Source organism: Peribacillus asahii (assembly GCF_004006295.1).
GTDB lineage: Bacteria > Bacillota > Bacilli > Bacillales > DSM-1321 > Peribacillus > Peribacillus asahii_A.
Map to the genome: position 1 here is coordinate 2,236,980 of NZ_CP026095.1, position 15,260 is coordinate 2,252,239.

Genomic DNA, 15,260 nt, shown 5'->3' on the forward strand with positions numbered 1-15,260 from the left:
TGTTAGTTAAAACATCTCTTTTTACTTAAAATTCTCGTTCGTCTTCAATTTTTAGCATTTCCTCATCTATGATGTCAACTAATTCTTGAATGCTAAACATATATAGAACAACCTCTTTGTCAACATCCTCAATATGAATTTCAGCTTGAATCCGTATTTTTGTCGGTTGTCCTTTATAAATAACATCAAAGGTTCCAATTTCTTTTATTTCGTTGTCTTCTTTCATTGTGTTAATTTCAGATTGAATAGTATTGATTTCATTTTGATTAAAACCTGAATCCAATATTGAGGAGGATAAATGTTTTAAAAAAGGTTCTACCTCTTCAAGACCAAAATTCATTCCTGCTGCATATGGTGCTTCTTCGTAGTGATTTGTATTATTTTTTTTGTTAACCATATAAATAGTACCTCCAACAAAAAGTATAATAAGACTAATGATTAAAAACTTCAGATATTTTCACGCCTTTCCATTTATCATTATAAAGTAACATTTAATCTTCTTCGATATTGCTAATCGGTGTAAATAATTCCAAGATTTTTTGATATAAATGAAAGGATTCTTCTTAAACTAACGGAATGCTTTAGTTGAATAAGTAGTTTTTTGTTTTCTTTAAAATAAACGGTATCAAAAGTTAAGAGTTACGGGATAGGTTCTTCTTAAATGGTGCAGGTCACTTGAGGAATAATTTAAAAAGGAGGTAAATAGTTGAAATTTAGTGTTAAAATGTATTTATATATATTGGAACAATAATTGAGTTTCAGAGTGTTTATCTTGAATATCCTTTCAGTGTTAGTGTTCTGGGTCACTTTCAACAATCGGGCGCTATCCTTGAACTGGTATGCTCCCCTTATAGTAGACACGTTTTAAAAAGCGCATTAATCTGTCTATTATTAAGGGGGTATTTTTTATGGAGAAAAAAGCAGAGACTTATGATATATCATTCAAGAAAAAAGCAGTGGATTTATTTCATCAAAAGAAGAATTATGCAGCCGTTTCCAGAGAATTAAACACTCATCGAAAAAACATACAACGATGGGTTAAACAGTTTAGTGAAGATGGGATGGTTGGTCTTAGAGAAAAACGTGGCAGAAAAAGTGGGTCTAGTAGAGTCTCTTCATCTACCTTTGAAAATACCCAACAGAAAATAAAGCGATTAGAAGCTGAGAATGAACTATTAAAAAAGCTTTTAAAGATGTGAAAGGAGGAATGAATCTAAAACCTAGTATTCTATTTCCAATCATTAATGATTTATCTAAACAAGCTCACTCTATACAGCTACTTTGTCATCTAGCTAAAGTATCAAGAAGTGGATACTACAAGTGGATAAAGCGTAAAGCATTACCTTCGGAAAAGCAGATAGAGGATGAGAAGCTAAAGCAGAAAATAATAGAATGTCATCAGAAATATAAGGGCATCTATGGCTATAGAAGAATACAAATTTGGTTAAAGAGGACCTATGATATTCATATTAATCACAAAAAAGTTCAACGGTTACTAAGTGAGCTAGGTATTAAAGCAATTATCAGGAAGAAACGAATTTATTACGGTAAGAAAGAACCTTATCTTATCTCGAATAATTATTTAAATAGATCCTTTTACGCTTCTCGCCCTAATGAAAAGTGGGTAACGGATATTACGTACCTCATTTTCAATGGACAGAAACTATACTTGTCTGCCATCAAAGACCTATATAATAACGAAGTTGTTGCGTACCAAATTAGTAGACGTAATGATTATAAACTAGTCTTGGATACTCTTAAAAAAGCCATAAAAGGAAGGAATGTAAAGGGACTCCTTCTCCATAGTGATCAAGGATACCAATACACTTCCCATAACTATAATCAGCTACTCACAAGAAATAAAATGAAAGCTAGTATGTCTAGAAAGGGCAACTGTTGGGATAACGCTAGTATGGAAAATTTCTTTAGTCATTTAAAAACAGAATGTTTTAACCTGCATACTTTTAAAACTTCACAAGAGGTTAGAAGGGCTATTAAAGACTACATTCACTTTTATAACCACGAAAGGTTTCAAACCAAGCTAAACAACCTGACTCCTATCGAATATAGAAGTCAGGCTTCTTAACTGCGCTTATTTTTTTATGTCTACTTGACAGGGGTCAGATCAAACAAGGATAAGCGCTCATTTTTCATTTAAGGGCCATTTTGTTGAATAAATAAATCCCAATTTCTCATTTATGTTATTGAGAGATTGGGATTTTTAATATGATAATGTAATATGTTTAAAGTTATAAGTCCGTATTTTTTTGACTTTCTCTTTTGATTTCGTCCTTACTTTTACTGGAAAATATTTTGTTGTGGTGTTTCCATTTGAGAAGTTGATAAGATTTTTTCTGGTTGGTGTACATCTTTTGAAGCATCTGCGTCTGTATCAATAATTTCCTTAAGAACATTTTTATCTTGCCATTTAGCAACAGCTTGATGACCTAAATTTTGAACATCACGTACAAGGGCACCAAGTTCCCTCATTAATTTCTGTGTATCTGTCGATGTGTCTGCTGCATCAACGGCCATCCATGCTTTCTCTCGGTCAGCTTTAAAGATTGCATACAAAATTCTCGCAAAAAGACCTAAGTTTATGTCAGCAGAAACTCCTACAGCACTATTTCCGTCATTACTTGCCATTATTCTTAAATCTATTTGTGTATATTTCTTCACCATACCAGAGTAAATTAAATAAACTGGCCAACCAATGAATAGGATAGTTGCAAGGATCGATATAAAAGAATCGCTCACAGTCGTTAAAAGATAGGAGATAATTAATCCGATTGGCAAAAGAAATAATCCTCCTAAAACCTTGAAGATATTTACTTTTTTACCTATGTAAGAAATAACGCCGGTCACTTTATCAATACTTACATCCCTAATTGTAAAAAATTCATTCACCTTTGTTTCACCAACAAATATAATTCGATGTGTCGTAACGATTAAATATCCTATTGTGGATGATTTTGGTTTCCCCAATTGTGTATTTGGAGCCAACATGGATAAAAAATGCTGTGGACCTACAATTGAGGCTTTGTATTTCTTAATCACTTGTTCATCTTCAGATAAGCAAACTCCTTGAATGACTCTCATACGAACCCTCCTTAAATTAATAAATACAATACAGAAGGTTATAGACGCTTACTACTACTTAAAATTCCTGTTTGTCTCTTATTAAAGTTATTTAATAAGAAACATAAAACTCACATATAAAATTATATAATAGGTTTATGTAATTATTTACCATAAAATGCAACTTAAGAGATAGTTCTTTGTGAAAATTTGCTATTTCGGAAAGTGAGGTTTTATCAAGAATGAGTTATTTAGATGCAAAAATTCTTGAGGGACAAAATCTTCGCAAGCTTTCTCCAGGAACAGTTATTGATAAAGGAGAGTCAGATGTAGGCATAGAAGGGAAAGAAAGAACTGGTATTACGTTACACCCTGCCCTTTTTTCCAAGCATATCTTGACCGTCGGGGCAATTGGGAGTGGGAAATCTAACACAATGTACCACATTGTAAAGGCTGTACGACAAAAGATGGATGAGAATGATGTGATGGTTTTTTTCGACGCGAAAGGAGACTATCTAGAACATTTTTATAAAAATGGGGATTATGTGATTTCGAATCATCTCACCCCTCCACCGGGAGTGACACATTGGAACATTTATAAAGATATTCTTTATACCCCAAAAGAAAAAAGGGAGGAAACGATTAGGGAAATCGCTTCTTCTTTATTAAAAGAGGATATAGAGAATTCTCAAGCTCCTGTTTTTGGTATGGGAGCAAGAGACTTATTAGCAGCCTTACTGACGATTCAGGTCAGGGAAATGGAGGAGGGCAAAGAGCAGTGGAATCATCAAAAATTAGTTGCCTATATGCAGAAGGCACACGATGCCGTTCTTCGTAATCTTTTTTTAGACAATCCAGAATTTATGTGGTTAAGGAATTACATACAAAAAGATGGTGGATCAACCACTCAAAGTTTTCTCGTGCATCTGTACCAAACCGTTTTTAAAATTTTTAGCGGTTCCTTCGGTAAAGATGGTGACTTTTCCATTCGAGAAGCCGTAACACAAAAAGGGGGAAAAGCGATATTCCTGGAATATGATTTATCTAGTGGAAATATCCTGGATCCCGTTTATACTATTCTATTGGATTTAGTCATGAAAGAGGTATTAGGTCGCTCTAAAACGGATGGAAATGTTTATTTTATCTTAGATGAATTTCCTCTCATTCCAAAATTAAATTATATGGACAACGCGCTTAACTTTGGCCGATCCCTGGGTGTAAAAGTGATAGCAGGAATCCAAAACATTGGTCAAGTCAAGCATCGATATGGTGATTCACTTGCTTACAGTATGTTAAGTGGTTTTGGTACGATCTTTGCTTTTCGATTATTCGATGAAGAGAGCCGCTCCTTCGTATCACAAAGGCATGGTGCAGTAAAAAGACTAATCACATTAGCATCTACCATCGTTAACAAAGGTGCCCAAGATCAATTGATTGATGGGAAAGTGATAGAAGATTGGGATATTACGAATTTAAATGTTGGTGAGTGTATTGTATCTTTGCCACAGGGGGAACCATTCCTGTTTTATCCGATATTTTATGAAGGTAAAATTGTTTAAGTTGATCGAATAGAAGGAGAGAAAAATATTAAACGAACTCAAAAATATAGTATATGGAAGAGGGACAGAATAACGAAATACTTTTTTAAAAGAGAGGAGGTTTAAATGTTTAACTTATTTGAATCCATAACACAAAAGTTTTCACAAATGTTCAAGGGTGGAATTAGTGGCGATAAGCCTTTAGATATCTCAATTTTTCATGAATCGAACTGGCGTCCTGCAAGTATTTCTCAAAGAAAGGCAGCATTAGTTAAGCTAGAGGCTATACTTGCGAGTGATTCAGATCTTGGTCGTGGTCGTCCACCAGTTAAACTAAAATTTCAAAAATTAAAAGGTGCATATGGGGGATATGAACGAAAAGGAGACCAAAAAGTTATTAAACTTGATAAGGACTTACTGAAAAATGAAAAAAATAGCTATCAAATTGTTCATACGTTAATACATGAAGGACGGCATGCCTATCAAGATCATGCAATTCAAAACCCAGGGTTTCACTCAAATCCCGAAGAAGTATTTTATTGGTCTTTGAATTTGGTTAATAAAGGAGAGAATTATTACTATTTTCCGGATGAAGGAACTAAAGATTCTGATGCCAAATACTATAATCAATCGATTGAAAGGGACGCTTATTCTTTTGAACTTCGGATAGCTAATTTATTCTTTGATAAAGTAGAAAAAGTAACAGGCAAACCCAATATAGGTTATAAAAAGTTTAGAGAAGATTTGAATAGTGACTTGAAAGAAGCTGAAGATAAGTTAATAGAGATTTATAACCGAAATCAATCTAGTGTAAAAAATTTAGAAGAGGCTCTAAAAAAACACGATAGTGTCCTACATTCTACATATTATCAGTTATATAGGAAAGATTACAGGGTCCCGCCGGAATTTGTTCCAATTTATTTGAGAAAAGAACAGCAAGAAGAGTATGGAGAGGAACAACAAGATTTAAATTCAAATCAATATAAAAATGAAGAAGATGGTACTTTAAACAATCTAGTGGATGACAACGAAGACAATGTCGTATCGAAGAATCGAGTGAATGACAACAAAGAGGAAGGCACCCAAGTCAAATCAAATGGTACTAATGAAGATAGTGCCTCCCAAGGCGAACCAAAGAATGCTAACCAAGGAAATTACAAAAGACTTAATGAAAAATTGAATTCACCTCGAGAGAACGAATCAGTATCCTCAGAAGGCAATAAACCTCCAAATAACCTATCACTCTAATATGATTAAAGAAAAGCAAGCAAAGAGGAAAACTCTTTGCTTGTTTTAATGAAAATACATTAATGTTAAGAATTTAAAATCTAAAGTAATTATAAATCTTTACTTTCTATTTCTTCTGTTTTTAGAAGGGAGTGTACTTTTAGTTTACCATCTACCTTAGTTAGGTAATATAAAGTTTGGAATTTTTTATATTTTTTAGCGCCATTTCCATAAAAGATTTTATAATCCTCCTGAGTTGTAACCTTATAGCCTCCTTCTGCTTCCTGTAAATCAATTAAAGACATACTAATAAATTCTTCGGTAATCCCTCTCTTTTCAATTGATTTAAGGTACTCTTTCGCTTCACCTAAAGATGTACCACTTGGGTCATGGTATGCCTCAGCTACGGAAATGTTACGACTATTAATCGCTTGAACTCCAGCGATATAGAAATCATTCATAAACTGAGAAACTTCATCAACAAACTTTGTATCTGTTGAAGCTGCTACGTACTCGTATTCCTCTTCCTCTTCCTCTTCAAAGGCAAGGTCAATCCCTGATTCATCCGTTACTGGAATCACATCAGTTTTGATAGTCTTGCCATTAACCTTCCTTTCTGCATGAAGTTTAATCGACCCATCCATATTTACTGGGCCAATACTTTCTAATTCATTTACTGTTTGCCCCGTACTTTTACCATTCACATATAAAATAGCATCATCATGATTAGAAGAAATAGAGACGTATTGACCGTCAAGTTGCAAATAAACCGAGAATGAGTTTCCATTACCCTCAGTTAAATTTATATTTTCTTCTTTAGTAATATCCCCATATTCACCTTTGAATGTACCCTTAAACTGATATTCTCCAGGAAAAACAAATCCTATGGATACAGGTTCTTCAGCTGCTTGTATCTTTGTCACTTTCTTATCATTGACAAAGACCTCCGTATTAGGAAGATTAGAAGTTACCGTAAGACTGAATGGGTAGAACTCTAGATAATATTGATCATAAAAGAGCCATTTTTTCTTATAATCTTTATTTAATATGACAAGATGGTTTCCGTGTTTATCTGTAATAGGGATAGGAACAAATTCATGAGAATCGTCTAATTCATTTGCTTGCATTTTTAACTGATTATCGATTGTTGTAAAATTATTTTGTTTCGTAAGATATGAAATGTAGGAGGCCGCTTCTTTTTCAGAGATCGAATAGTTTTTTTGCCCCTTATTTATAATGGATGCTAGCTGCTTGGCATCTTTTTCTAAGACGGCTTTTTCAAATTCCTCTACTACTGACATTGGGTTAATAAGTGACGATATAGTCAAGTGAATCCCGATTAAAATGGCTAAGAAGATTAAACTTGTAAATACAAGGGTTTTACCTTTTTTTGATAGTGGTTTCCATTTCAAATTATTGAGTATTTTCTCAAAAGGAATTGATACTGAGATTTTTTTTACTTTATCCTGTTGCTCCTGATTTTCCCTGCAGTGTCCACAGACTTGTTCATCCTTCCTTAAAGGCATTCCACAATTTTCACAGGATTTCATAGTCACTCTCCCCATAAAAAATTTTTTTAAGTATCCAAAGTTTTCATTTGAAATAAATAGTGTTTAACTAATTGTAAATATATGTATTAATATAGACAATGTAATGAATCTAGAACTCTTTAACGATAGTGAAATGGTATTATTTTACTATCGTTAAAGGGTGCTTCGAAAAGTGTGGCTCTTATTTCTTGTTCAAGTAACAGAAGGCTTGATTTTCTTTTATTACGCTACCCCTTATTCAAGAAAAGGGCGCGTTTATCGAGCAACGCGTCTTTTTGTATAGGGACAGATTGTTGAGTAACGCATTCTCAAAGCGTTGGAAATTAATATTAAATTTTTTAGAAGAGATTGTGAAGGAATGTACTTAAAGTAACCGGCAGGTTAATTCAACACTCTTAAAATACGGTAATTGAATTATAATGATATTCATATAGAGTGACGTAGTGATTTTACTCTAAACTATATTCAGGAGGTGAGTATCTGTGGATTTTCTCAATGACTTTTTTACTTGGGCGTTTGAAAGGCATCACAATATCCTAAGTTGGTATATTCGCCCACTATTTTTATTACCGTTTTGCTATTTTGCCTATAAAAGAAGTATCAAAGGAATAATAATTACTTTAGTTGCATTAGCTACAAGTATGTTTTGGTTCCCAAAACCTACAACGGTGAATCCAAAAGTGGAAGCTTTTTTGGAAATGGAAATGGATTATTTGTTTGGTGAATGGGATTTTGTTAAGATTGCGTTGTCCTCATTGGTTCCAGTGACAATGTTTGCTTTAGCATATGCGTTTTGGAAACATTCTTGGAAGTATGGGATACTCGTCATTAACTTAATTGCTATACTTAAAGTTCTATGGAGTTTATATGCAGGTGATGGTTCAGGTGTATCAGTCATTTTACCAGCTTTTATTGGATTAATAATTTGTAATTTAGTTATTTGGATTGCTTACAGAGTTGTGAAAAAAGGAAATAATGATAAATCAACAGATACTAATTTTTAAATTAATTACTTGTACTTCTTCTGCAATCGGGCGCAATTCTGTAGCATGAATTGCGCTCTTTATTTTTGTGTCGGGCCATTTAATTGAATAAGAACAGAGTTGCTTTTATGCTGTTTACTTTAGATTTCTATGTTTTTCTTGAATCTATCTACTCGATTGTTATAATGAGTGCAATAATTCTGAAAGAAGAGTGATGATTATGAATACTGATTTTCTCCCTAATGACTCTTTTATTGAACCTAGTGGTCAAAATGTTGCCGAAGTTAAAAGCCTAATTACAAAAGTTATGGATTTGGTTATAGAGAATTGTGCTAATTCTGAGCAACGTCAATCTTTATTTCAATTAGAAAATTATAATTTTGGTGAGTTTCCTATACAAGGGACTACTAATGAAGATATTCTTATACAATTACAAGATATTTTAAGAAATTCAATGAATCCTCTAACTCCTAACTATATTGGTCACATGGACTCAATACCTACTTTAATTTCCTGTTTGGGTGAATTTGTAACAACGGCTATTAATAACAATATGTTGAGTCTTGAAATGTCACCAGTATTTTCTCAAATGGAAGTTCAAGTGCTTCAAAAAATTGCACAAATGTTTGGTTTTAACGAACAGGGTGGGGGAGTAATGACTAGTGGAGGTAGTCTTGCTAACCTTCAAGCTCTTTCAGTCGCTCGAAATCATAAATTAAAAGTTAAAGAGGCAGGATTAACTGGATTAATAGAACAGCCAGTTATTTTAGTATCAGAAGCGAGTCATACTTCTCTTCATAAAGCAGCAATGTTATTAGGATTAGGTACATCTAGTGTAATCGCTGTTAAAAGTAATCAGAATTCTCAGATGGATACCTCAGATTTGGAGAAAAAGATTATTAATTTGTTTGAAGAAGGGAAAAAACCTTTTGCAGTGGTGGCAACGGCTGGAACCACTGTAACGGGTAGTATTGATCCCATCTTATTCATTGCAGAAATAGCAGAGAAGTATGGGCTATGGTTACATGTAGACGCTGCTTATGGAGGGGCATTAGTGTTTTCAGAGAAGTATCGTCAACTTCTTTCTGGTATAGAAAGGGCAGATTCTATAACTTTTAACCCTCAAAAATGGATGTATGTTGCAAAAACATGTGCTATGGTTTTATTTAAGAATCGTGAATTGTTGGAAACTGATTTCCGAATTTCTGCTCCATATATGAATGATACAAATTTTACAAATTTAGGTGAAATTAGTGTTCAAGGCACTCGTCATGCTGACATTTTAAAGTTATATTTGTCTCTTCAACACATTGGATTAAAAGGTTACGACCAACTATTGAATGAAAGTTATTTATTAGTCAAGGAATTTGTAGAACAAGTAAAAAAACGCTCCTACATAGAACTAGCCAGTGAACCTGATACAAATTTATGCTGTTTTAGAGGAAAACCAAAATACCTCGATTCAAAACAATGGGACCAATGGAACTTAGAGTTGCAACAGTTTCTGCTTAATGAAGAAGGCGTATTTTTCTCCTTTCCAACTTATAGAGGAGCACGGTGGTTAAGAGCAGTTCTATTAAATCCTTATACTTCAATCGAAACTATACAAAAAATATTTGAGAAGATAGATGAATTTTATAAAAATCACCATAGTTATAATGTGCTCTAAATTTCGAGCAAGGACCCTGTCGGGCAGCATAAACTGACATCCACCTCATGGAAAGGTTGGACGAAGGAATTTTGGAGCGAAGACTCTGTGAGACATGGGAGGGTTGACCTCCATGAGAGACGTGGAGACCACTAGTGCAACTATAATTTAACTGGATACCCACTTATTGGATAAAGGTGGTTAAGTGGCTAAAGGTTTTTTTACTCCTTGGCTCCAAAAATATCCTTCACTTCCCTCTAATCCCAATAAGAGAATGACTAACACCTGTAAGCGACTTTAAAATTCTAAGAAAACAGGAGAAAACAAGAGATATTCCTTATTTTATAGAGGGAGTTTAATTGAATAAGGACATTATCAATCAGGGAGAATAGTCCAGAGGTGGTAATAGTTCGCGGGAAAATAGTCATAGTGTTTGTTGGATTACTCTTGGTAGGATGGAATGGAGTTCCCAAAAATGAATTGCTTGAAGAAACATTATATACAAGATACCATTCTTATCTCGACCAAACCTATTCAGATTTTATCCTGTGTCTCAAAATAGATAAAATCGAAAGAATAGAGGGTGATACTCGCAGACATATCGTTAATGCAAGTGCGTTAAATTACGACGGGCATCATGGAGATGTTCCCTATGATAGAGAATTCATATCACATTGACTGACACTCCAGAAAAGGGCGTTGAAATCAATAAAGTTACAATACAAAAAGGTATTTCTGAAAAGGAAAGTCTTAAACAATGTAGAAAGGGAAACTAAAAATCTTGTTCACCTAACGGGTAGATTTAATGGAGCAACGAAAAAAGCCTAATTTCTCAATTTGAAGTGACCCCAAAAAGTTAGACACGGTTATTTCATCAGGCAGCTTGCTCAAAATGAGTTCGATATTGTATCGGACTCATTTTTAATTTTACCTTTATCCGTTTCGTATTATAGTATTCTATATATTTTTCCAATTCTTGTTTAAAATGTTCTACACTTTCAAATTCTTTGAAGTAGAGAAACTCTGATTTCATAATGCCAAAGAAATTCTCCATCACGGAATTGTCATAACAATTCCTTTTACGAGACATGCTTTGTAGGACACCTCTTTCTTGAAGCGCATGACGATACTGCTTCATTTGATAGTGCCAGCCTCGATCAGAAATGCAGGAGTAGTTGATGATTCTCTGGCAGACGCTCTAATGCCTTCACTAACATCTCTGAAACAAGTGAATAAGTCGGTCGTGAACCGATGGTATATGTAATAATCTCACCATTAAATAAATCTAATATAGGCGATAAATAGAGCTTTTCTCCAAATAATTTAAATTCCGTAATATCTGTTACCCATTTTTCGTTCGGGACGTCCGTTGTAAATTGACGGTTTAAATGATTCGGCGCTATTTTACCTACAGTACCTTTATAAGATTTATATTTTTTCATACGTACAAGGCATTTCAACCCTAGCCCCTTCATGATACGTTGAACCTTCTTATGATTTACTTTCTTTCCACGAATCGCTAGCTCATCACAAATACGACGGTAACCGTAATGACCTTCATGTTCTTCATAAATGGACTTAATTTCAGCTTTTAAATCGGCATCTGAATCCGGACGATTCATACGCTTTGCTAAATCATAATACGTACTGCGTGGAATGCCAGCGAGCTTTACAAGTGCTTTCACCGAGTGCTTATGCCTTAACTCGTAGACTACTTGCGCTTTGTCTTGTTTGATGATTTTTCCTTGTTTTGAACTAAGGCATTCAACTTTTTTAAGTACTCGTTTTCCATTTCTAGTTGCTTAATTCGAGCTTCAAGTGCTTCGACAGATCCCTCAGTTGATAGTGTTTTTAGTTGTTTTTTCCCTTCTTTTTTCATAGTTGGACGCCCCTTTTTCTTTGACTGAAGGGCATCTATACCTTGTGCTTCAAGTTTTCTCTTCCAAGTTCTTATATTAGAAGGGCTTGGAATAGTAAAAATCGCAGCTGTTTCATAACTAGACGTACCATTTTCAGTCATATATTTTAGTACATTTAGTTTAAACTCTAATGTATAGCTTGTATAGGGTTTAGCATATACGCTCAAACCGTTGTGTTCATAATGTCTGATCCATTCAGTAAATGTAGACTGATTAATACCAAGAGATTTAGCCATATCCTTGGCACTTTCTTTACCATTAAAATAATGTTCAACAGCTTCATTTATTTCTTCTAAAGTAAATTTAGACATAAAAATACACCCCAATTATTAGATGTTGTGTCTAATAATTGGGGTGCAGTTCAATTTTAATGTTGAGAAATTGGGCTTTTTATATTTACTTATAGTGCAAAATAGCGTTTAAAAAGTGTGTAATTTATCTCTTAAAGTCACAGATAGACAGAATATTTGTTTATACATCATGTAACGGAAACGACCGTTTTTGTGACGGTAAGAGTAAGAAAAACCATTTTACATTTATATCCATCTATATGGCCGTTTACGGACTTATCTCGGACATACCCCAAGAACATTTGAAGTTAAAAAGGAATAAAGAAGATCGAAGTACAGAAATTTGTTCTAGTAATATTGACAAATTTCAAAAAAATGGATATAGTAAAATAAAAACCGGACGTTCGGTATGTTTTTGTTTGGAGGCTAATAAGTATGGCGAAAAAATATAATTCACAAGCAACGATTGAAACCATTTTGTCTGTTTCCGCAAAACTTTTTCTGGAAAAAGGATTTGATAAAACCAGTATAAAGGATATCGCGGAAACTGCAGGAATATCCAAAGGGGCTATTTACCATCATTTTCAATCCAAGGATGAAATCATCAATGCCGTTACGGAAATGCAGGCACAAAGCGTAGAAAATATGATAAAGGGTTGGTTATCTGAAATGGGGTCTTGTACTGGAAAAGAAAAGCTAATTACTCTTTTGCATAAGAGCTTTTCCAGCCAAGAGGTACACTATTTGGACGATGTGATGGGTTCACGCATAAAAAGTCCAGAATTTGTAGTGTCATATATGCAGGACTGCGTAAACAAAGACTCTGCACTCATTACTGAAATCATAAAAGAAGGAATAGCAGATGGCTCACTTATTACTGATTATCCCGAAGAATGTGCAGAGGTTTTTTTACTATTGATGAATATTTGGTGCGACCCTGTTGTTTTTAAGTGTAACCATGCCAAATTAGCCATGCGTTTGAAATTTTTGCAACATATGATGAAATCAATCGGAATGGATATATTGAATGATGATTTGCTTGAAAAGATAAAAGAATTATTGCAAAGGTTATATCCAGAGGAGAACAAAACAAATGAATAATATTTCTGCTGTAAAAGTCGAAAACCTTACAAAAACCTTTGATGGAAATGAAGTAATAAAAAATTGCAATATGAATGTGCAAAAAGGTACTATTTATGGTTTTTTAGGTGCAAATGGAGCTGGAAAAACAACGGTATTTAAAATGCTGTCTGGCTTGCTTACACCGACAATGGGGAATGCACAAGTTTTAGAAATGGATGTTAGGTCTCAACGAAGTGAAATTTTAAGAAATATTGGAACGATCATTGAAACTCCTGTATTTTATGAGCATTTATCAGCAACTGAAAATTTAGAAATACACCTTGCCTATATGGAAGATAATGACACGGATATAGCCTCTGTTTTAACTAAAGTCGGATTAAATGACACAGGCAAACAGCCTGTTTCAAAATTCTCTCTTGGTATGCGTCAACGATTAGCCATTGCAAGAGCTATCATTCATAAACCTAAATTGTTGATTTTAGATGAACCCATTAACGGACTAGATCCAATTGGAATTAGAGAAATGAGAGAATTGTTCCTTGATCTTGTTAAAAATCAAGATATGACTTTATTGATTTCCAGTCATATTTTATCGGAAATTGAGCATATTGCTGATACCATTGGGGTGATTGTAAACGGCACTGTTATACGAGAGATTTCTTTGGCCGAAGTAAAGGCAGAATCCCCGAATGGTCTCGAAGAGTATTTTATGGATATCATGACCGGGAGGATAAGCAATGATAAAACTTATTAAATTGGAATTGAGAAGAAACAACATTCGTACTTATGTAATTGCCAGCATTATGATTGCTATAGTCATGTTAGGTTTCCTCTATCTTTTTGCCTATGCGCCAAAGCTAGAGCCAAACGATAAAGATTTAGAGATTTTTTTAGGATATAACAATCTGATCCCTTTGTTTGGTGTATTAAATATGGCGGCTTTTTGCGTCCTATCAGCTGTTATGTATTCTAAATTTATAGTCGAGGATTATTCTGGAAATAGACCTGTTTTACTTTTTTCATACCCGATAAGCAGAAAAAAGATCTTATTTTCAAAATTAAGTGTTGTTAGCATATTTACGATTATTTCAATGATTATTAGCAATCTCATTATTTTTTTGATATTTGGTATAACCGAAAAAACTATGCATCTTGTCAGTGGAGGCTTTACGGCTGCTATTATGCTACAAGCTATAAAAATTACAGTTGTCATGGCCATTATAGCCGCATGTATAGGAATTATAGCAACGGGCATTGGATTTATTAAGAAATCAGTTCCTACTACCATTGTTTCGGCTGTTCTCTTGGCTTCGCTGATGTGCAATATTGTGGTAAACACCACTTCAAGTATAACGTTCATGTATATATTCAGTTTGATTATGATATTTGTCGGAATAATCTTTTCTGTAAATCTGATTCACAAAGTAAATCATATGGAGGTAGAGTAAATGGAACAAAGAATTGAAAAGTCCATTAATCATGTACTTGAAAGTGCTTCATCCCAACTTTATATTTTTAGTATTGGTCTTGGAATTGTGCTTGTTATATTAGGAATTTCCCTCTTCCTCTCTGGAAAGCGTACAAAAGGAAAAACGGGTAAAATAAATACTGGTTTAATTTGTGCGGTAATTGGTATCGTCGCTATTGTGAGTGGGACTATTCAAATCTAGATAAAGAAAAAGGGATAGTCAAATGAAACCTATTTTAATAGAAAAAACCCCTAAAAAGGTAACTGTTACATCGGATTCAAATCCTTTTACTCCTTCAGAAGATATTCGAGAGAAACATAACCTATTTTGGGAGCAACAAAAGTTACAAAATCCTTCTCTGCAGAACGGAGAAAGTAGTGAAGGATAGAGGGAAATTGTGCGTTCTTGTTCAACTCTGGGTAATGTTAATACAAAATGTTTACTGATCATGCTTTTTCAGACAATTGAACTCCTA

Annotated in this window: 14 protein-coding genes and 1 pseudogene; 11 read left to right on the forward strand and 4 right to left on the reverse strand. The window is 34.0% G+C overall.

Features of this window, described 5'->3' with window-relative positions; translation table 11 throughout:
- Positions 1-25: 25 nt before the first annotated feature.
- Positions 26-397, reverse strand: a complete 372-nt coding sequence (locus BAOM_RS10805; protein ID WP_127760293.1) for a hypothetical protein — start codon at positions 395-397, stop codon at positions 26-28.
- Positions 398-908: 511 nt separating this feature from the next.
- On the opposite strand from BAOM_RS10805, the gene BAOM_RS10810 reads away from it, so the two are divergent.
- Positions 909-1,199 carry a helix-turn-helix domain-containing protein gene (locus BAOM_RS10810; protein WP_127759245.1) on the forward strand — a complete coding sequence of 97 codons (291 nt, stop codon included), beginning with the start codon at positions 909-911 and terminating at the stop codon, positions 1,197-1,199.
- Positions 1,200-1,207: 8 nt separating this feature from the next.
- Complete coding sequence (locus BAOM_RS10815) at positions 1,208-2,086, forward strand: IS3 family transposase (RefSeq protein WP_127759246.1); 879 nt, start codon at positions 1,208-1,210, stop codon at positions 2,084-2,086.
- 212 nt (positions 2,087-2,298) lie between these two features.
- Here the strand turns inward: BAOM_RS10815 and BAOM_RS10820 are convergent, their stop codons facing one another.
- The gene (locus BAOM_RS10820) at positions 2,299-3,099 is read right to left on the reverse strand and encodes a glycoside hydrolase family 25 domain-containing protein (protein ID WP_127760294.1); all 801 of its coding nucleotides are present in this window, start codon (positions 3,097-3,099) and stop codon (positions 2,299-2,301) included.
- Between the two features lie 221 nt (positions 3,100-3,320).
- Between BAOM_RS10820 and BAOM_RS10825 the strand changes: the two genes are divergently transcribed.
- On the forward strand, positions 3,321-4,637 hold the full coding sequence (locus BAOM_RS10825; RefSeq protein ID WP_127760295.1) for a type IV secretory system conjugative DNA transfer family protein: 1,317 nt from the start codon (positions 3,321-3,323) through the stop codon (positions 4,635-4,637).
- Positions 4,638-4,742: 105 nt separating this feature from the next.
- Positions 4,743-5,864, forward strand: coding sequence for a hypothetical protein (locus BAOM_RS10830; RefSeq protein ID WP_127760296.1), 1,122 nt, complete (start codon positions 4,743-4,745; stop codon positions 5,862-5,864).
- A gap of 89 nt (positions 5,865-5,953) precedes the next feature.
- Here BAOM_RS10830 and BAOM_RS10835 read toward each other — a convergent pair whose 3' ends face one another.
- Complete coding sequence (locus tag BAOM_RS10835) at positions 5,954-7,393, reverse strand: zinc ribbon domain-containing protein (protein WP_127760297.1); 1,440 nt, start codon at positions 7,391-7,393, stop codon at positions 5,954-5,956.
- Between the two features lie 482 nt (positions 7,394-7,875).
- Between BAOM_RS10835 and BAOM_RS10840 the strand changes: the two genes are divergently transcribed.
- Positions 7,876-8,397 carry a hypothetical protein gene (locus tag BAOM_RS10840; protein WP_127760298.1) on the forward strand — a complete coding sequence of 174 codons (522 nt, stop codon included), beginning with the start codon at positions 7,876-7,878 and terminating at the stop codon, positions 8,395-8,397.
- Positions 8,398-8,596: 199 nt separating this feature from the next.
- Complete coding sequence (locus BAOM_RS10845) at positions 8,597-10,045, forward strand: pyridoxal phosphate-dependent decarboxylase family protein (RefSeq protein ID WP_127760299.1); 1,449 nt, start codon at positions 8,597-8,599, stop codon at positions 10,043-10,045.
- Between the two features lie 853 nt (positions 10,046-10,898).
- On the opposite strand, the pseudogene BAOM_RS10850 reads toward BAOM_RS10845, so the two are convergent.
- Positions 10,899-12,254, reverse strand: a pseudogene (locus BAOM_RS10850) (IS3 family transposase).
- Positions 12,255-12,668: 414 nt separating this feature from the next.
- Here BAOM_RS10850 and BAOM_RS10855 point away from each other — a divergent pair.
- From BAOM_RS10855 to BAOM_RS24370, 5 genes are read left to right on the forward strand one after another with little or no spacing between them, the layout of a single operon-like run.
- A complete protein-coding gene (locus BAOM_RS10855) occupies positions 12,669-13,334 on the forward strand; it encodes a TetR/AcrR family transcriptional regulator (RefSeq protein WP_127760300.1) in 666 nt (221 codons plus the stop codon).
- Complete coding sequence (locus BAOM_RS10860) at positions 13,327-14,070, forward strand: ABC transporter ATP-binding protein (protein ID WP_127760301.1); 744 nt, start codon at positions 13,327-13,329, stop codon at positions 14,068-14,070. The genes BAOM_RS10855 and BAOM_RS10860 overlap by 8 nt, the downstream gene beginning before the upstream one ends.
- Positions 14,054-14,764 carry an ABC transporter permease gene (locus BAOM_RS10865; protein ID WP_127760302.1) on the forward strand — a complete coding sequence of 237 codons (711 nt, stop codon included), beginning with the start codon at positions 14,054-14,056 and terminating at the stop codon, positions 14,762-14,764. Before BAOM_RS10860 ends, BAOM_RS10865 begins: the two co-directional genes overlap by 17 nt.
- Positions 14,765-14,986, forward strand: a complete 222-nt coding sequence (locus BAOM_RS10870) for a hypothetical protein (RefSeq protein ID WP_127760303.1) — start codon at positions 14,765-14,767, stop codon at positions 14,984-14,986. It begins immediately after the preceding gene.
- 22 nt (positions 14,987-15,008) lie between these two features.
- The gene (locus tag BAOM_RS24370) at positions 15,009-15,173 is read left to right on the forward strand and encodes a hypothetical protein (RefSeq protein WP_164853192.1); all 165 of its coding nucleotides are present in this window, start codon (positions 15,009-15,011) and stop codon (positions 15,171-15,173) included.
- Positions 15,174-15,260 lie beyond the last annotated feature (87 nt).